The 17,887-nt window shown below is 56.9% G+C and carries 16 protein-coding genes and 1 tRNA gene; 6 read left to right on the forward strand and 11 right to left on the reverse strand.

Annotation, left to right across the window (positions count from 1 at the left end; translation table 11 throughout):
• Positions 1 to 324 precede the first annotated feature (324 nt).
• The 9 genes from ACJRPG_RS10750 to petA form a co-directional block, all read right to left on the reverse strand.
• Positions 325 to 1,659, reverse strand: coding sequence for a restriction endonuclease subunit S (locus tag ACJRPG_RS10750; RefSeq protein ID WP_408000075.1), 1,335 nt, complete (start codon positions 1,657 to 1,659; stop codon positions 325 to 327).
• The gene (locus tag ACJRPG_RS10755; RefSeq protein WP_408000076.1) at positions 1,652 to 3,298 is read right to left on the reverse strand and encodes an HsdM family class I SAM-dependent methyltransferase; all 1,647 of its coding nucleotides are present in this window, start codon (positions 3,296 to 3,298) and stop codon (positions 1,652 to 1,654) included. The genes ACJRPG_RS10750 and ACJRPG_RS10755 overlap by 8 nt, the downstream gene beginning before the upstream one ends.
• A 47-nt stretch (positions 3,299 to 3,345) precedes the next feature.
• Positions 3,346 to 6,348 carry a type I restriction endonuclease subunit R gene (locus ACJRPG_RS10760; protein ID WP_408000077.1) on the reverse strand — a complete coding sequence of 1,001 codons (3,003 nt, stop codon included), beginning with the start codon at positions 6,346 to 6,348 and terminating at the stop codon, positions 3,346 to 3,348.
• Between the two features lie 397 nt (positions 6,349 to 6,745).
• Positions 6,746 to 6,821 (reverse strand) — tRNA-Thr (locus tag ACJRPG_RS10765).
• A 26-nt stretch (positions 6,822 to 6,847) separates the two neighbouring features.
• The gene (locus ACJRPG_RS10770; protein WP_408000078.1) at positions 6,848 to 7,345 is read right to left on the reverse strand and encodes a ClpXP protease specificity-enhancing factor; all 498 of its coding nucleotides are present in this window, start codon (positions 7,343 to 7,345) and stop codon (positions 6,848 to 6,850) included.
• Positions 7,346 to 7,483: 138 nt separating this feature from the next.
• Entirely contained in the window at positions 7,484 to 8,095 is a 612-nt protein-coding gene (locus ACJRPG_RS10775; protein WP_130316072.1) for a glutathione S-transferase N-terminal domain-containing protein, read from the reverse strand.
• A gap of 87 nt (positions 8,096 to 8,182) precedes the next feature.
• Positions 8,183 to 8,950, reverse strand: coding sequence for a cytochrome c1 (locus ACJRPG_RS10780; protein ID WP_408000079.1), 768 nt, complete (start codon positions 8,948 to 8,950; stop codon positions 8,183 to 8,185).
• Between the two features lie 24 nt (positions 8,951 to 8,974).
• Entirely contained in the window at positions 8,975 to 10,387 is a 1,413-nt protein-coding gene (locus tag ACJRPG_RS10785) for a cytochrome b (protein WP_408000080.1), read from the reverse strand.
• 2 nt (positions 10,388 to 10,389) lie between these two features.
• Entirely contained in the window at positions 10,390 to 10,998 is a 609-nt protein-coding gene (gene petA, locus ACJRPG_RS10790; RefSeq protein ID WP_408000081.1) for a ubiquinol-cytochrome c reductase iron-sulfur subunit, read from the reverse strand.
• 179 nt (positions 10,999 to 11,177) lie between these two features.
• Between petA and mscL the strand changes: the two genes are divergently transcribed.
• From mscL to ACJRPG_RS10805, 3 genes are all read left to right on the forward strand, one after another.
• Entirely contained in the window at positions 11,178 to 11,600 is a 423-nt protein-coding gene (mscL, locus tag ACJRPG_RS10795) for a large conductance mechanosensitive channel protein MscL (RefSeq protein WP_408000082.1), read from the forward strand.
• Positions 11,601 to 11,672: 72 nt separating this feature from the next.
• Positions 11,673 to 12,827 (forward strand): Do family serine endopeptidase, encoded by a 1,155-nt coding sequence (locus ACJRPG_RS10800; RefSeq protein WP_408000083.1) that lies wholly within the window; start codon positions 11,673 to 11,675, stop codon positions 12,825 to 12,827.
• A gap of 3 nt (positions 12,828 to 12,830) precedes the next feature.
• The gene (locus tag ACJRPG_RS10805) at positions 12,831 to 13,523 is read left to right on the forward strand and encodes a DUF2461 domain-containing protein (protein ID WP_408000084.1); all 693 of its coding nucleotides are present in this window, start codon (positions 12,831 to 12,833) and stop codon (positions 13,521 to 13,523) included.
• A gap of 34 nt (positions 13,524 to 13,557) precedes the next feature.
• Here ACJRPG_RS10805 and ACJRPG_RS10810 read toward each other — a convergent pair whose 3' ends face one another.
• Complete coding sequence (locus ACJRPG_RS10810; protein WP_408000085.1) at positions 13,558 to 14,490, reverse strand: LysR family transcriptional regulator; 933 nt, start codon at positions 14,488 to 14,490, stop codon at positions 13,558 to 13,560.
• A gap of 82 nt (positions 14,491 to 14,572) precedes the next feature.
• Here ACJRPG_RS10810 and ACJRPG_RS10815 point away from each other — a divergent pair, with 82 nt between their 5' ends.
• The 3 genes from ACJRPG_RS10815 (at position 14,573) to ACJRPG_RS10825 (ending at position 16,822) form a co-directional block, all read left to right on the forward strand.
• Entirely contained in the window at positions 14,573 to 15,649 is a 1,077-nt protein-coding gene (locus ACJRPG_RS10815; RefSeq protein WP_408000086.1) for a tartrate dehydrogenase, read from the forward strand.
• 174 nt (positions 15,650 to 15,823) lie between these two features.
• A complete protein-coding gene (locus tag ACJRPG_RS10820; protein ID WP_408000087.1) occupies positions 15,824 to 16,030 on the forward strand; it encodes a hypothetical protein in 207 nt (68 codons plus the stop codon).
• Positions 16,031 to 16,063: 33 nt separating this feature from the next.
• The gene (locus ACJRPG_RS10825; protein ID WP_408000088.1) at positions 16,064 to 16,822 is read left to right on the forward strand and encodes a GIN domain-containing protein; all 759 of its coding nucleotides are present in this window, start codon (positions 16,064 to 16,066) and stop codon (positions 16,820 to 16,822) included.
• Positions 16,823 to 16,829: 7 nt separating this feature from the next.
• Here ACJRPG_RS10825 and ACJRPG_RS10830 read toward each other — a convergent pair whose 3' ends face one another.
• On the reverse strand, positions 16,830 to 17,873 hold the full coding sequence (locus tag ACJRPG_RS10830) for a LytR C-terminal domain-containing protein (RefSeq protein ID WP_408000089.1): 1,044 nt from the start codon (positions 17,871 to 17,873) through the stop codon (positions 16,830 to 16,832).
• Positions 17,874 to 17,887: the final 14 nt, after the last annotated feature.

Genomic DNA, 17,887 nt, shown 5'->3' on the forward strand with positions numbered 1-17,887 from the left:
TTGGGGCGCGGGCTCCGCCCCATCCGGCTGCCGAGTGCTGGGGGCACCCTCTGGAGGCTGGGGCCTCCAGCGCCAGACGGCTCCCCCAGCAGTCCACTGACCAGCCAAGGGGCTGGCGCATTGGCCTGGGCGGCGGGCTGAACGCCCTGGCCCCACATTGCTACGCAATACGGCCCGCGGCTCTCATCATGCGCTTAGGTTTCGTCGTTCGTACGAGACATATAATTGACGGTAGACATGCCCCCCGATTGTCCGTAGAGAGAGCTACCTCACGCTAGACCGCCGCGTCTGCTAGCAAGTTCCAAGGCATGGGCGATTCACGAGTTAAGCAGCTAACGAACACACCGACTCAAACTCAGTCATTAGTTTTTTGGAAGTAATAGTTATCGGAGCGTCTCCGACATCCTTCACTCGCACCTGTCCACTCATGAGTAGCGGCAACAACCAGTCCCGAAGGGCGGATAGCTCAATATTTTCCTTTTGCGCAGCTTCAATACGTTCGAAGATTGGAGTTACGAATTTACAAAATTTCGATATTAATTCTGGGTTAGGACTAATAAGCCGAGTCCACCCAATGTCATTGGTGACGATAGAGTTGAATGTCGAGCCAGAAGCCTTGACTTTCAAGTGATGCACCAACGTTTTCGCATGCAAAAAGACATATGGGAAGTTTTTAAAGTCTTTGGGCTGCAGCGCATAGCAAGACTGATTCATCGCCATCGTTCGACCAGCAATCGTTACCTTACCGACAGAGCCACGGGCCGTAATAAAAATGGTCCCGCGTGCGAAAGGTCGACTGCTGCAATTTTTCAATCCGGTTTGTGTTAGAGCGTCTTCGGTTTTCAATTGAAAAGCATCACCTGATGCATCGGTTGGCGTGAAAAAAGGAATATCTCCGTTCCAGAATTCAGGGTTTTCCTTACGCGGCGTGCCACCACCTAGAATATCTGCAATCGCAGATATGTTGTCGTCACCCCATCCGCTTGGTATCTCTTGCCCTAAAGAATCATTCCAGTTCATTGCACCACCGCTAGTTTTGTAGGGGCGATTTTGAGCATCGGGAAAGTCGAACTGAACGAACCAATAGTCGTAGACAGTTTTGGCCAGGGATTCGAGTTCGACATTAATTCGACGGTTAAGGTCTATTTTTTTGTCGAGTGCGAGAAGAACAGCCGCGATTCTTTTTTGCTCAGACAACTCTGGTAATGGGATTTCAAACTTTAAACAGTCGGGAACTCGGATATGACTAACTGTCGATCCGTTACCATCATGTTTTTTGAATTGATATTGCAAATCGGGTGACAAAAATGAATACAATAGATAATTTTGATCCAATTTTTTGGGGTTGGTTCTATATTGAACGATTCTTTGGCCAAGAAATACATTGTCGTTAAAATTAACTTTTCCGACCTCTCCCATTGGCGCTTCGCGCGTTAAAAGCACATCACCTTTCTTAACGGTTGCACGCTTTGTCCACTTTTCAAAGGTTTCCTCAGATACAAAATCACATGAAGACAAATCGATGCGCCCGTTCTTGATGTTGGTTGTGCGAATCATCTTGTACGGTGTTTCATGCTCAACACACGGTGCAGTTTTGTTCACGCAATCCACAATCAATTGGCAAAGTTCAGAAATGGGAACGCGGGGCCAGTTAGTCATATGACAGCCCTTTCAACTGCTTGTTAATTTCTACTTCCAGCTCACGTGACTTGGCAAACATATCGACTAAGCGCGTACCATACCCGGAAATTTTCTCTGCGAACTGAGCCGGCGTGATATCAGAATATTCGATTTTCACGTCGAAATATTGCCCTGCAGAGAATGAGAAATTTTTCTCTGTGAGCTCATCGTAATCAACGACTACTGAGAAATCCTTGACCGCCTTTCGCTGATTGAAGGTATTTACGATGTGCTGCTCATCCAACGACGACAGCAGAGTCTTCTGATTTTTCCCTTCCTTAACTTTTTCTCCCAGCGACGAAGCATCAATCAGAACGACCGAATCGTGTGCGCTTTTGTCGATGAACAGAATCGAGACATTGGTGCCCGTGGTAGCAAAGATATTGCTTGGCATAGAAACGACGCCGGCTATCCACCTTTCTTGTACCAGTTTTTGTCGGATTTGCAGTTCTATGCCTTTTGCAGCCGCAATAAAGCCCGTTGGAACGACGATGGCAGCCTTGCCGCCTTCCTTAAGCGAATGAATAATATGCTGGATGAACAAGAGGTAGATTTCCATCTTGTCCTTGTCCTTGGGCTTGATTTTCGGAATGCCAGCGAAGAAGCGTTGCCTATTGGCGTCAATGTCTAAGTCGTCCCGGAAGTCCGAGAAATCCATCTTAAATGGTGGATTGGAGACAATGTAGTCGAAATGGCGTAGTTGGCTTGGAGAATTTTGCTCCCGATGTACTGGATGCAAGATAGTATTGCCTTGTACGATATTAGGGATGCTATGAACGAGCTTGTTAAGTACCAAATTCAAGCGCAGCAAGCTAGAGGATTTCTGCGAAATATCCTGTGACCAGATACTACAATTTTCCTCGCCGATGACATGCGCTAGCGCCATGAGCAAAGTACCGGAGCCACTAGCCGGGTCGTAGCACATAACATCACGTACGTCCCCACGTTTTTCTTGTGGCACCAAAATAGCAGCCATAATTGTGGCGACCGCATGCGGAGTGTAATACTCAGCATATTTGCCCCCATTGTCTTTGTTATAGTCCTTGATGAGGTACTCGAACAGAGTGGCGTAAAAATCATATTTCTCGCCGAACAGGTGTTCAAAACTAAAGTCGACAAGCTTGTTTACTAGAGCACGGCAGAAAGCATCGCGCTTGTCACGGCTACCTGTGACGTATTCACTTAGTCTGTCGAACAGGGGTACCTTTTCACCATCTTCGGTACGAACCGCGAAAATTTCGTGGTTCGCAGCAGCAATTGCGATGAGTGTGTCATCGAAGACACTCGCAAAGCTTGCTTCATTAAGGCGGTTGAATAGGCTGGGGATGAGTTGCTCAGGCGTAAGGCGCGGTACATCAGGACCAAGTTTTCGCTCCAAAAGTTGCCTATTTGAAGACGGTAATGCCCGCCAAGCGGTTATCCAGTCACTGGCCTTTCCCAGTTCCGGCTCCAATCGTTTCATTTCGTACGCAAACTTGTCGCACAAAAGCTTGTAGAGAAAGGTCTGGACAATAATTTTATATTCATTGCCGTCATTGCCGAGACCGTTGCTGATGCAAACTGCCTTGAGACCATCTATTAAATCGCGGGAACGTTGTTGATAGCTTTGTTGGTTCATCTATTCACATAAGGCCGCACGCACGGGTGGGCACTTAATCTCTCGTTTTACGAATTCAGTTTACTTTGAGCTTGGCCTAAATATTCTTTGACCAGCAGCTGATTAATAATGTCAAACGTATCTACGTCCGAAATTGGTAGGGATTCTTGGAACTTGCCAATAATGATGGGCATAGTCTGTTTCTCAAAAAATGCTGGGTTACCCAATAGCTGCCTACTTCCAAGTACAGCTTTGTCAACGACTTGTTTGATAGCTGATAAGGCTTCGTGCAACTTGACTGGGTTACTTTCAACGCGACGGCTTTCAAGCAACCGCTTGTGGATTCGCAGATATTTCGAATCACCACCATACTTGGTCTGCAGGTTTGTATTTTCCTGATTTAGTGCCTTGGCTTTGCGCTCGATATCACTCAAAACGGAAATGTTGGCCCGCATATCTGCTTGCGATACCTCACTCAGTTTCTTTTTCTTGAAACGACGCTCCAGCTCTTCTTTCAAAGCAATCCACTGGGGGTCTTGCGAGTCTTGTGTACTCGCAAGCGTTTCGCGGGTCCGACGCAAGACACCTTTCAATTCATCAGCGAGCTTCAACTCAGATTCGCCAAGCTTTTCGAAGCGAAATATTACGTCTTCCAATGCTTGATTAAGCAAAGTGCTTGTGTCCGGCGCATTCTCGATTTGCGCTTTAAGGTTCAGCTGCGCCAGCGCGTGTTGGGCCTCGTTGTGAAGCACGCGGAGCTTGTCGAAGTCCAGTAGCGCCATCAACTCTTGCTGGCCATTCAAGCGAATGAGGTTGTAAAGCTCTCGTGCGTTGGCCAGAGCCTTAGCGACCCGCAGGAGCTTATCTCGGTCTTCAACTTGCCCGACCTGTTGAGAGAACAGTTCAGCGTCGTCCAGGGAATAAAGGAAAAGGGCCTGTTTGATGGCCTCGATGTCGGTCCTGATTTCATCAGCGGATTTGAAGAGACGACTGTAATGTTGCATTTCGTCTCCAAGTTCTGCTGTGAGCTCGTCGTAATAGTTCTTGTTCGCTTTATCAAATTCAGACTGGATGTCGGCAAAGTCCACCACATATCCGTAGCGGAAGCTCTTGTACCGACGATTGACCCGGGTCAGCGCCTGCAAAAGGTTATGGTCTTTGATAATGCGACCCACGTAGAGTTTCTTTAGGCGTGGCGCATCAAATCCAGTGAGCAGCATGTTGTAAACGAAGAGGAGGTCAATTCCGCCATTCTTGAATGCTTTGACCTGGTCTTCGCGGAATTGCTTGTCGCCTTCATTATGCAGAATGAGGGCTGCGGTAAGTTTGCATTCGGATAGTTTCACGAATTGTTCGTACAGTTCACGCGCCTGTTCGCTGCTGTCACAAATGACCATTCCGCCAATGTTTGCACCGTCTTTCCCGTAAGCGATGCGAGAGTGGCGGAAGTCTTGAAGTATGTAGTCCAGCATTGCCTGGACAAAGCGCGGATGAGCGTACAAAGCCTCGCGTGCGATACCACCTTGTAGCACCTGCACGCTTTGCAACGTCTGCTGCAATTGCATGCGGTATTGGGTGGCAATATCCTCGCGGATAAGACGAAGAGTATAACCGTCAGAAATGGACGCGTTGTAATAGTAGGTGTGGATGTAATTGCCAAACAGAGCCTTGGAGGGTGCCTGCTCTCCGATGAGAGGCGTTCCGGTCAGGCCTATGTGGATAGCATTACGGTCAGACTGCGAAAGGTTGGCTAAAAAACTACCCGTCGGCTTGTAGCTTCGGTGAACTTCGTCGAGGAAATACACCCGCTGCATACTGACGTTATAGTCTTGTGCCGCTGTCACTGTCGGGTCGTCTTTGAATTTCTGTATATTAACTACGGTGATTTCTGGCTCACCACGGTCATTGTCTATCGCTACTGTTTTTTTTATGTCGCGCGCAAATTCGTCGCGGCTTTCAATTACATTCACGCTCAAGCCGCGCAGGCGAAACTCATCACGGGCCTGCTTGAGCAAGTCAAGCCTGTCTACAATAAAATAGAAGCGGGCTACTTGGCGACGTTGCTGGAACCAATTAGTGAGAAAACGCACATTGTAATAGGCCAACGCTGTCTTCCCACTCCCTTGCGTGTGCCAGACGATACCTTTGCGTGCACCGCCGTCTAAATGCCGTGCAATGGCTTGAGTTGCGAAAATCTGCGGGTAGCGCATGATATGTTTTTCCACGCCGGTATCCTTATCCAGATATGCGAAGGCATATTGCAGGATAAAGGCGAACCGCTCACGGCTGAACAGCGAAGTCAAGATGCGATTTGTTGGAGTATCGGGTAATTTGTTGCGAGAGAATTCCGGCGCGTGCTTGAGGCTCGTGTAGTTGGTGTCAGTGAGAATGAGGTTTTCGGTGTCATCACTCAGTTCGTGGACTGTGGTAGACAGCTCTGCTGCGTATCCTTCGCGGAAATGGTTGAAGTGGGCCTGCCCGTAAGTAGCTGCAGCGTAGAACGCCCCTTGAACGGGTTCTGGTTCGGCATCGTCATACTCCTGATTGTTGGAGAAGACCATGAGCTGCACGAGATTGAAGAAGTGGCGGAATTTTGAATTGGCATGACGACGATTCATGCGCTCGCGCTCGGCCAGCACACCGTTCGTGTTCATCGGCTTCTTGACTTCGACGAAAGCTAGCGGTAAGCCGTTGACCAGCAAGGTAATGTCTGGCCGAAATTCGTCTCCACCGTTTACAAAGGGCAGTTCGGTAACGACATGGAAACTGTTTTGGTTTACATCGTCGAACTCAATTAGACGCAGGCCTGAACGGGTAGTCAGGCGCTTGTGGAACGCTTTGCCAAGGTCGTCATTCAGCAAGTCCAACTGAATATCTTCAAGCGTGCGACGTATGTCTGCATGAGACACGCCGGGGTTCAACCGAGAGATAGATGCAGCAAAGATATCGCCGAAGATGTTGTTGCGCGTGTCCCATACTGAATTTTTCAGGGACAGGTACTCATAGCGCAGTCGGGTCAGGTGCAAAAGTGCAGGAATCTTGACCCTTGTGTCTTCATTGAATTTGCTCATTTAAGTATTCGCAATCCCGCGATTTTTCTTTTGGTAGATAATTGATTCTTAGGACTCTTCCGCCGAACCGAGCAGCATGCTATTGCGTAATATTCTCTCTGATTATCCGGTCTTGTCCAGGGAAATTGAACTGTTGAACCGCGTGGCTGACGAGGATTGCACACGACGGGACAGGACTAGCCAATATGACAAGTCGTGCCGTTTTTTTGTTACGCACCTTGCTGCAAGGGTCCAACGAGCACATCGCGGGCGCCGGCAATCTCGCAACATCAACTCCAGACGCAACTGCAGCAAAGCGCGTGCGTTCAACACAAGTGCAAATGCCTACCCGATGCCTACATGGCATTAAGAAATGAACAAGGGGTTATAGGAAGAACCCATAACCCCTTGATTTTATTGGTGCCGGCTGCCGGTTTCGAACTGGCCACCTGATGATTACAAATCAACTGCTCTACCAAATGAGCTAAGCCGGCGTAACTTTTACGGTCGTGATTATACGTTATTTGATGCGTGTGAGGGTCGGCCGTCCGCCCTTTGGAGCGCCGCCGTCGCCGCCGTCATCCGGGCCGTTGTCGTCTTCACTGCGTGGGGCTGGGGCCGGGGCGAGCGAGGGGCCGGTGGGGACGGAGGACAGTGCCGGTGCTGCGGGTTCTTCAGCCTTTGGCGCCGGGGCCGGCGCTGCGCCAACCAGCGGCTCGAAGGCCATGCCCTGGCCGTTTTCGTTGGCGTATATGGCCATTACGTTGTTGACCGGGATGTAGATCTCGCGCGACACGCCGCCGAAGCGGGCGTGGAAATGGATCGCGTCGTTGTCCATCTTCAGGCCGGAGGTGGCGCCGTAGCTGATGTTCAGCACGATCTCGCCCTTCTTCACGTATTCCATCGGCACGGTGGTCGAGGAGTCGACCTTGACGGCCAGATAGGGCGTGTAGCCGCTGTCGGTGCACCATTCGTAGATGGCGCGCAGCATGTAGGGCTTGGTGGAGATTTCGGACATTTCGGTCGGGTTCTTTCGGTGCTGCTTTTGGCTTTGCGGCGGTACTTCTGGGTTCCCGCCTGCGCGGGAACGACGCTGAGCGGCGCGGCGTAATCTGGTTAGCGATGCTGCTGTAACCAGATTACGCGGGTGCGCGGATTAGCGGCGCATCACTTTCTCGGATGGGGTCAGCGCTTCGATGTAGGCCGGACGCGAGAAGATGCGCTCGGCGTATTTCATCAGCGGGGCGGCCGTCTTCGACAGCTCAATGCCGTAGTGGTCCAGGCGCCACAGCAGCGGGGCCACGGCCACGTCCAGCATCGAGAATTCGTCGCCGAGCATGTACTTGTTCTTCAGGAACAGCGGGGCCAGCGTGGTCAGGCGGTCACGGATTTCGGCGCGGGCCTTGTCGTGGCTCTTGTCGTTCGCCTTGTTGCGCTCGCTTTCCAGCGTGTGCACGTGCACGAACAGCTCTTTCTCGAAGTTGAACAGCATCAGGCGGGCGCGGGCGCGCATCAGCGGGTCGGCCGGCATCAGCTGCGGGTGCGGGAAGCGCTCGTCGATGTATTCGTTGATGATGTTCGATTCATACAGGATGAGTTCGCGCTCGACCAGAATCGGCACCTGGCCGTAAGGATTCATGGTGGAGATGTCTTCCGGCTTGTTGAACAGGTCCACGTCGCGCACTTCAAAGTCCATGCCTTTTTCGAACAGGACCAGGCGGCAGCGCTGGGAGAATGGGCAGGTGGTGCCCGAGTATAGAACCATCATTTTTTGTAGTTCCTTAAGAAACAAAGGGGACGAGACCGCGAACGGTTCGCCCCAAGAAACAGCACCGGACGAGTCCGGCGCGCGAAATTATTTGACTTCTTTCCAGTACGAGGCGTTCAGGCGCCACGCGAGCAGGGCGAAGAGGGTCAGGAACAGCACCACCCACACGCCCAGCTTTTTACGGAATTGGGCCGCCGGTTCCGCCATCCACTCCATGTAGCCAACCAGGTCGGCCACCGCGGTGTCGTACTCCAGCTTGCTCATCTTGCCTGGCGTTACCTGCTCGAAGCCCACGAACTTGTGCACCATCTTGCTTGCATCGTGGGGATCTTTTTCTTCCACCATCTTGGCGACTTGCACGCCCTGCAGGTCCCACAGCACGTGCGGCATGGCCACGTTCGGCACCACCAGGTTGTTGAAGCCGGTTGGGCGGGTGTCGTCCTTGTAGAAGGTGCGCAGGTAAGTATACAGGTAGTCGCCGCCGGTGCCCGCCGGGCTGGCCTTGGCGCGCGCGATCACGGACAGATCGGGCGGCACCACGCCGAACCAGGCTTTGGCGTCTTTCGCCGGCATGGCGGTGGTCATCATTTCGCCCACTTTTTCGCCGGTGAACAGCAGGTTGGCCTTGATCTGTTCTTCGCTCAGGCCCAGGTCGCGCAGGCGGTTGTAGCGCATGCTCGACGCGTTGTGGCAGTTCAGGCAGTAGTTGACGAACAGCTTGGCGCCGTTCTGCAGCGCCGCCATGTTGGTGGAACGGTCCGGTGCGCGGTCCAGCGCGTGGCCGCCTTCGCTTGCGAATGCCAAGCCCGGCACCACGAGTGCCAGGATAGCGAGCGTTTTCTTATAGAAATTCATTCTTGGTCCTTTGCCTCGTAGCGATCAGTGCGGATGGAAAGTGACGCGGTCCGGCACTTTCTTGAACGTGCCCATGGTGCTCCACCATGGCATCAGCAGGAAGAAGGCGAAGTAGTACAGCGTGGCAACCTGCGACACGATGGTACCGATCACGCTTGGCGGCTGGGTGCCGAGGTAGCCCAGGGTCAGGAAGGCAATCGCCAGCAGGCCGTACACATACTTGTGCCAGTCTGGACGGTAGCGGATCGACTTCACCGGCGAGTGGTCCAGCCATGGCAGGAAGGCCAGGATGACCACGGAGCCGCCGAAGAACACCACGCCCCAGAATTTGGCGTCCAGCACGCTTGGCAGCATGCCGACGATGGCAACCAGTGCGATCACGGCGATGGTGGCCTTCACCTTGAAGGACAGGCGCGACTTCAGCCACAGGAAGGCAACGTAAGCAGCCACGGCCACCATCAGCACCCACATGAAGTCCGCGGTCGTTGCGCGCAGCACCGAGTAGAACGGGGTGAAGTACCAGGTTGGGGCGATGTGCAGCGGGGTCTTCAGGGAGTCACCCGGCAGGAAGTTGTTGTATTCCAGGAAGTAGCCGCCCATCTCCGGCGCGAAGAACACCACGCAGCTGAAGATCAGCAGGAACACGGACACGCCGAACAGGTCGTGCACGGTGTAGTAAGGGTGCGACGGGATGGAATCGACCGGGTGGCCGTCCGGGCCCAGGTTTTCCTTCACTTCGATGCCGTCCGGGTTGCTCGAACCCACTTCGTGCAGCGCGATCAGGTGGGCAGCCACCAGGCCCAGCAGCACCAGCGGAATCGCGATCACGTGGAAGGCGAAGAAGCGGTTCAGGGTTGCGTCGGACACCACGTAGTCGCCGCGGATCCACAGCGACAGGTCAGGGCCGATCAGCGGAATTGCGCCGAACAGGTTCACGATCACCTGTGCGCCCCAGTAGGACATCTGGCCCCATGGCAGCAGGTAGCCGAAGAAGGCTTCGGCCATCAGGCACAGGAAGATGGCGAAACCGAACAGCCAGATCAGCTCGCGTGGCTTACGGTAGGAACCATACAGCAGGCCGCGGGTCATGTGCAGGTACACAATGATGAAGAAGGCCGAGGCGCCGGTGGAGTGCATGTAGCGCACCAGCCAGCCCCATGGCACTTCGCGCATGATGTATTCCACGGAACCGAAGGCCAGGTTGGCGTCCGGCTTGTAGTGCATGGTCAGGAAGATGCCGGTAACGATCTGCAGCACCAGCACCAGCATGGCCAGCGAGCCGAAGATGTACCAGAAGTTGAAGTTCTTCGGAGCGTAGTACTTGCCCCATTGGTCGTTCCACAGCTTCGAGAGCGGGAAGCGGTCGTCGATCCAGCCTACTGCTTTCTGCGCAGCCGGTGCGTCCGCCGGGAACTTGGTCTCCTTGAAAGCGCCCATTCTTATGCCTCGCCTTTCTCGTCTTTACCGATCACGATCTTCGTGTCGCTCAGATACATGTGACGCGGCACTTGCAGGTTGTCCGGAGCCGGTTTGTTCTTGTACACGCGGCCGGCCATGTCGAAGGTCGAGCCATGGCATGGGCACAGGAAGCCGCCTTCCCAGTCGTCCGGCAGCGAAGGCTGCGGTCCTGGGGTGAACTTGGTGGATGGGGAGCAGCCGAGGTGGGTGCAGATGCCCACGGCCACCAGGATTTCCGGCTTGATCGAGCGGTTCTCGTTCATGCAGTATTCCGGCGTGAACTCCGCAGGGTTACGCTGGGAGTCGGCGTCAGCAACTTTGTCGTGCGTTTTTTTCAGGGAAGCGACCATCTCCGGGGTGCGCTTCAGAATCCACACTGGCTTGCCGCGCCATTCCACGGTACGCATCTCGCCTGGCTGCAGCGTAGAGATATCCACTTCAACCGGTGCACCTGCGGCTTTGGCGCGTTCCGAAGGTTGGAACGTGCTCACCAGTACACCCGCGGTGCCCAGGCCAACTGCGCCGCCAACAGCGCAAGTGGAGCCGAGCAGCCAGCGACGGCTGGAATTGACCTGCTTTTCGTTACTCATACAAACCCCAATCAGTCAAAATGCGAAACTTTTGTTATGCGTCAATAGAGCTTCTAGCAACCTTAAATTATAAGGCAATCGAATAACGAATTAAAGCAAAACGTTGCAATTGGCGAAAGCATCCCCATGGGAAGTCGCGAACGAGTATCATCTGATGCAACAATTTTAAGGAGGACATCATGGCAATGTTGCAAGAGTTTAAACAGTTTGCAATGAAGGGCAATGTGATCGACCTCGCAGTGGGTGTGATCATTGGCGCCGCCTTCAGCAAGATTGTGGATTCGCTGGTGCAGGACATCATCATGCCGCCGATCGGCAAGCTGATTGGCGGGCTGGACTTCACCAATTACTACCTGCCGCTGAACGGGCAGGATCCCACGCTGGCCCTGGCGGAGGCGAAGAAGCTGGGCGCGGTGCTGGCCTACGGTAACTTCCTCACCATCCTGCTGAACTTCATCATCCTGGCCTTCGTCATCTTCCAGATGGTAAGGCTGGTGAACAAGGCGCGCCGTGCGGACGAGCCTGCTGTAGCGGCCGAACCTGCGCCGCCGGCCGAAGATATTATGCTGTTGCGCGAAATTCGCGATTCTTTGCGAAAATAGGGGCTTGGGTCCCCGCCTGCGCGGGGACGACGGCTTTGCGCCCGCCATGCGGCGCCTCTTGAATCCCACGCCATGCGACGACTCTGGTTATTGTTTGCGCAAACGGTGACCATAGCCCTGGCACTGTATCTTGTGTATTACGCGGTGAAGCCCGACTTCGGGCGCACGCGTCCGGCCACCGTGCAGCAGCTCGGCACGCCTGCACAGCCGGCGGCCACAATCGAGGCGGCGCCGGTGTCATCCGCCAACTCCTTCCGCGCGGCGGCGGGGCGGGCCATGCCGGCCGTGGTGAATATCCTCACCTCGAAGGCGGTGCAGCGCAAGCATCCGCTGATGCGTGATCCCTATTTCAAGCGCTTCTTCGGCGATCCCCAGGAAGAAGAGGACGACGACCAGAACAGCTTGGGCTCGGGCGTGATCGTGTCGCCGGACGGCTACATCCTCACCAACAACCACGTGGTGGAGGCGGCGGACGATATCGAAGTGGTGCTGGCGGACGCGCGCAAGGCGAAGGCCAAGGTGGTGGGCACCGATCCCGAGACCGACCTCGCCGTGATCAAGATCGACCTGGACAAGCTGCCGGTGATTACGCTGGGGCATGTGGACCAGGCCAAGGTGGGCGATGTGGTGCTGGCCATCGGCAATCCCTTCGGCGTGGGGCAGACCGTCACCATGGGCATTATTTCGGCGCTGGGGCGCAACAACCTGCACATCAACCACTTCGAGAATTTTATCCAGACCGATGCGGCGATTAACTTCGGCAATTCGGGCGGAGCGCTGGTGGATACGAATGGCAACCTGCTGGGCATCAACTCGGCGATCTATTCGCAGACGGGCGGCTCGGTGGGCATCGGCTTTGCGATTCCGGTATCGACGGCCAAGTCGGTGATGGAATCCATCCTCAAGGACGGGCATGTGGTGCGCGGCTGGATCGGCGTGGAATCGCAGGAGATCACGCCCGAGCTGGCGCAGAGCTTCGGGCTGCAGCGCGACAGCGGCGCCATTATCGCGGGCGTGGTGCGCAACGGGCCGGCGGACAAGGCGGGCATGAAGCCGGGCGATATCCTGCTGTCGGTGGACGGCAAGTCGGTGAAGGACACCAACGACATGATCAACCTGATCGCCCAGCTGCAGCCGGGCGGCAAATCCACCATGCGCGTGCTGCGCAAGTCGCGCGAGACCGACCTTGTCATCAATGTGGGCAAGCGCCCTCCTCCCAGAAAGTAAGCTATGCATTTGCGTGACCTGAACGGCTATCTCCAGGAGCTGGCCGAGAGCAACAATCGTCCCTGGTTCATCATGAACAAGCCGCGCTACGACATCCTGCGCGAAGAATTCCTGCAGCTGGTGACGGACGTGATTGCGGAAGTGGGCAAGTTCGACCCGGCGGTGAAGTTCTGCAATCCGAAGAAGGCGATGTTCCGCATCAACCGCGACGTGCGCTTTGCGCATGACAAGAGCCCGTACAAGACCCACTTCTCGGCCGCGCTGGCGCCGAACGACCAGCGCCGTCCCACGCAGGCGGGCGGGCCGACCTACTACTTCCAGCTGAACGGCAAGGGCGAGCTGCACATCGGTGCAGGCGAATACATTCCGCCGCCACACCGGCTGAAGGCGCTGCGCAATCACATCGTGGAAGACGCGGCCGGCTTCAAAAAGGTATTGAACAACAAGGCGCTGAAAGCGCGCTATGGGACGATCCGCGAAGAAGACGGCAAGCTGCAGCGTCCGCCGAAGGGTTTCGACCCCGAGCACGAGCACATCGAGTTCATCAAGCTGAAGAGCTTCTTCGTCTGGACCGACATCAAGCTCAACCTCAACAAACCCGACGAACTGCTGCCCCTGATCGTCGCCGGCCTGAAAGACACGCTGCCACTGGTCAAGTGGATGCGTGAAGCCAAAGTCGAAGAATCCGCCGAGTAACTATTTGCGACACCTTGGGGTCAGGCCCCGGCTGTCAGCATGACACCATGGTGCCTGACCCCATGGTGTCATGTTGCGGGCTGAGCCATTGCTCGACGAATTCGACGCAGACGCGGACTTTGGCGGAGGCGGAGAGGCGGCTGGGGTAGACGGCCCAGACGTCAGCCGGCTGCATATAGGCGGGGAGGATGCGCTGCAGGCTGCCGTTCGCCAGCGCTGCATTCACGTCCCAGATCGAGCGCAGGATGATGCCGTGCCCGTCCAGCGCCCATTGGTGGACGATTTCGCCGTTGCTGGCCGATAGAGGCCCCGTCACCTTCACCGTTTCGCTGCCCTTTGGCCCCTCCAGCACCCAGCGGCCGAAGTCTTCGTTGCGCTCGCGGATGGCGATGCAGCGGTGCTGCGCGAGTTCGGCCAGCGTTTTCGGCTCGCCATAACGCTCCAGGTAGGACGGCGCGGCGCATAGCACGCGCTGGTTGGGCGCAATGCGGCGCGAGATCAGGTGGGGCTCGTGCACCCGGCCTACGCGGATGTCGAGGTGGATATCCTCGGCGATCAGGTCCACTTTCCTGTCGATCAGTTCGAGCTGGATCTCCAGCGCCGGGTATTGCCGCGCCAGCGCCGATAGCGCCGGGCCAAGCCGGTTGCGGCCGAAGCCGGAGCTGGTGCACAGGCGCAGCAGGCCGCTCGGGGCCATCTTTTCGCTCGATACGGCTTCCGCCATCTGCTCCACGTCTTCCAGGATGCGCTGCGCCCAGGTGTGCACCACCTGCCCCTGCTCCGTCAGCGTCACGGTGCGTGTGGTCCGATGCAGCAGACGCACCTGCATCGTGGCCTCCAGCACGGCAATGCGCTTGCTGACATAGGCGTTGGATACGCCCTGCTCGCGCGCAGTAGCAGCGAAGCTGCGCAGGCGGACAACGGCGCAGAATAGCGTCAGGTCTTCCAGTAAAGGTTGATTATTCACGATTCGTGGATGATGGCTTTACGAATTAGCTGATTATATCCGCCGCGTGATTGGTTATGCTTGTCGCAAAGGAGAAACGCTTATGAAAACCCAACGTATTGCAGTCATCGCCGGCGACGGCATCGGTAAGGAAGTGATGCCGGAGGGCCTGCGCGCCTTGGACGCGGCCGCCAAACGCTTCAACCTGCCCCTGGAATTCACCACTTTCGACTGGGCCAACTGCGATTACTACCTCCAGCACGGCAAGATGATGCCGGACGACTGGTTCGCGCAGCTGCAGGGCTTCGATGCCATCTATTTCGGCGCCGTCGGCATGCCGGACCTGGTGCCCGACCATATTTCGCTGTGGGGCTCCCTGATCCAGTTCCGCCGCCAGTTCGACCAGTATGTGAACCTGCGCCCCGTACGCCTGATGCCGGGCGTGCCCTGCCCGCTGGCCAACAAGAAGCCGGGCGATATCGATTTCTATGTGGTGCGCGAGAATACGGAAGGTGAGTACTCGTCCGTCGGCGGCCGCCTGTTCGAAGGTACGGAACGTGAAACGGTGCTGCAGGAGGCGGTGTTCACGCGCCACGGCGTGGACCGCATCCTCAAATACGCCTTCGAGCTGGCGCAGTCGCGGCCCAAAAAGCACCTCACCTCGGCCACCAAGTCGAACGGCATTTCGATCTCCATGCCTTACTGGGATGAGCGCGTGGAGAAGATGGCGCCCTCCTATGCGGATGTGAAGTGGGATAAGTATCACATCGATATCCTCTGCGCGCGCTTCGTGCTGAGCCCCGAGCGTTTCGATGTGGTGGTGGCCTCCAATCTCTTCGGCGACATTCTCAGCGACCTCGGACCTGCCTGCACGGGCACCATCGGCATCGCACCGTCCGGCAACCTCAATCCGGAGCGGAAGTTCCCTTCGTTGTTCGAGCCGGTGCACGGTTCGGCGCCGGACATCTATGGGAAGAACATCGCCAACCCGATCGCCATGGTGTGGTCGGGCGCCATGATGCTGGAGTTCCTGGGCCAAGGCGACGCGCAGTTCGCAGCAGCGAACAAGGCCATCATGACCGCCATCGAAACCGTGCTGCTGAGCGGCCCGCTCACGCCGGACATGGGCGGCACGGCCAACACTACGCAGCTGGGGGAGGCTATCGCAGCCCTTATCTGACGCGGTTCCGATGCAATGAGCTCCTCTGTGTGAGGGCTTCGATCCGGCGATTCTGCAGTTCATGTCGCCAAAAACGCATTTCGTCGCAATGCGGTAGTGCTGGACATAGCGCTTCTCTATAGTTCACTCATCGAAGAACGAAACGCAGTACCAACCTCACACAAGGAGCACATCATGAACATCGCTAAAAACATGGAAACCATCTTCCTCTCGACCCTGATCATCTTGGGCGCAACCAGCTTCGCAACGGCCGCCGTGCCTAAGCTGGCGCACCGTGCTACCGCACCGGTCGCCACCGTTGCAGTGAAGGCCGATGCGGCAATGCCAGTTGTCACCATCACCGCAAAACGCCTGACCGCCGCTGAAAAAGCCGCACTGTAATCGCAGCGACCGACCTTCCCAACGGAGACCACGATGAACAAGTTTGTCAACGCAACGATGATGGCAGTGGCGCTGTATGCAGCAGCTACCCCGGTGTTTGCTGACGAAATCATCAGCGAGTCCCGCGCCGTCGATGGGCGCACGGTGAAGGTGTATCTCGATGGTGTCATCGACCTCAAACTCAAGCAGGGCCCGGCCTCGCTGGTGGTGTATGGCGACAAACGCTACGTGCAGAAGATTACGGTGACGCAGAAGGGTGAGACCCTGCGTATCGGCACCGACCTGCATGGCATCCACCTCAGCCACCCGAACCTGCGTGCCGAACTGACGCTGCCGAACCTCGCGGAACTGGTGTCCGCAGGTGTCGGTAGCGCAGATATCAGCGGCTTCAAAGGCGACAAGGTGAAACTTGTGCTGGAAGGAGCCGGCTCCGTGAACATGGCTTCGCAGTTCCGCTCAGTGGACGCGAACCTGAATGGCGCAGGCAGCATGAACGTGAACGCCATGGCCGCGGACGCAGTGGACCTGAACCTGCGCGGGGCCGGCCAGATCGTGGTGAGCGGCCAAAGCAAGACGCTGCGCGCTCGCCTCGGCGGCGTGGGCAGCCTGGATGCGCAGCAGCTGCGCTCCGACAGCGTGGATGTGGATATGACCGGCCTTGGCGGCGCTACCGTCTATGCGAAGTCCGATGCGAAGCTGCGCCTGACCGGCCTCGGTTCCGCAACGGTGTACGGCAATCCTGCAACGCGCAGCACGAGCTCGCGCGGCCTGGGACGCGTCGCCTTCAACTGAGCCGCTTTCACGGTGCACGATGCCCGCCTTGCGCGGGCATTTCTTTTTGCGGACGCTGGTCGTGGCCCAGCACTACGCGCAGGTCCGTCATCGTCTTCACTTCCTGCAGCGCGGCGCCGCCGATGCGCTGCGCCAGCTCGCGCGCCGCTGCTTCGCGCTGGGGCGCAAACTCCACGCGCGTGCGCGCAACGACGAAAGGCCGCGAGTTCGTTACGCGCAGCGACTTCCATGCGCCACCGCGCAGCTTGCGCGCCCAATCGGCTGCCATGCCGCGCACGCCGTTGCCGTTGCTGATCTCAAGGTGAAGCGCCAGTGTCGGTCCGGGCGCCGCGCCAGGCACGGGCGCGGGCATCGGGACGGGCGCGAGCGTGAGCACCGGGGGCAGCGCGAGCGCGAGGGCAGGTGCTGGCGCAGGCATCGGGACGGGCACGAGCGTGAGCGCGGGGGGCGGCGCGAGCGCGAGGGCAGGTGCTGGCGTTGGCGCGGACGCAGCTGCGCTACTGGCCGTTCTTGCCACCAGCGCGTAGTCCGCCTTGATGTCGTGTTGGCGCAGGCTGTCGGCCTGGCGCTGCATGACCGCCGCCTGCTCCGGTTCACCCGCCGACTGCAGCGCTGCGCCCAGGCGCTCCCAGTTGTCGGCGTTGGCGGGATCCAGCACGGCAGCTTTCTGCAGCAGGTAAAGCGCTTCTTCCTTGTCGCCATGGCGCGCCAGCGCATTGCCGAGATTACCCAGCACCAGCGCCCGGTCCCGCGGCGGCAGGGTTTCGTCTGCCAGCTTGCGCCAGATGGCAATCGCCTGCGCCGCTTCGCCGCGCTCAGCGAGCAGCACGGCCATGCCGTTGCGCGCATCGGCGTGGCGCGGGTCGCGCTGCAGGGCCAGCAGGTAGGCACGCTGCGCATCCTGCGGTTTGGCCTCGGCATGGTAGCCCCGGCCCAGCGCGTAGTAGGCGTCCGCGCTGGCGACAGCTGGCGGCGCGGCTTTCTGTTTCAGCATGCTGCAGGAAACCAGTGCCGTGCAGGCCAGCGCAATCAAGGTGAGTGACGGGCGCATATCATTCTCCTCAT

This window comes from Pseudoduganella rhizocola, from assembly GCF_045984285.3.
Classification (GTDB): domain Bacteria; phylum Pseudomonadota; class Gammaproteobacteria; order Burkholderiales; family Burkholderiaceae_D; genus Rugamonas.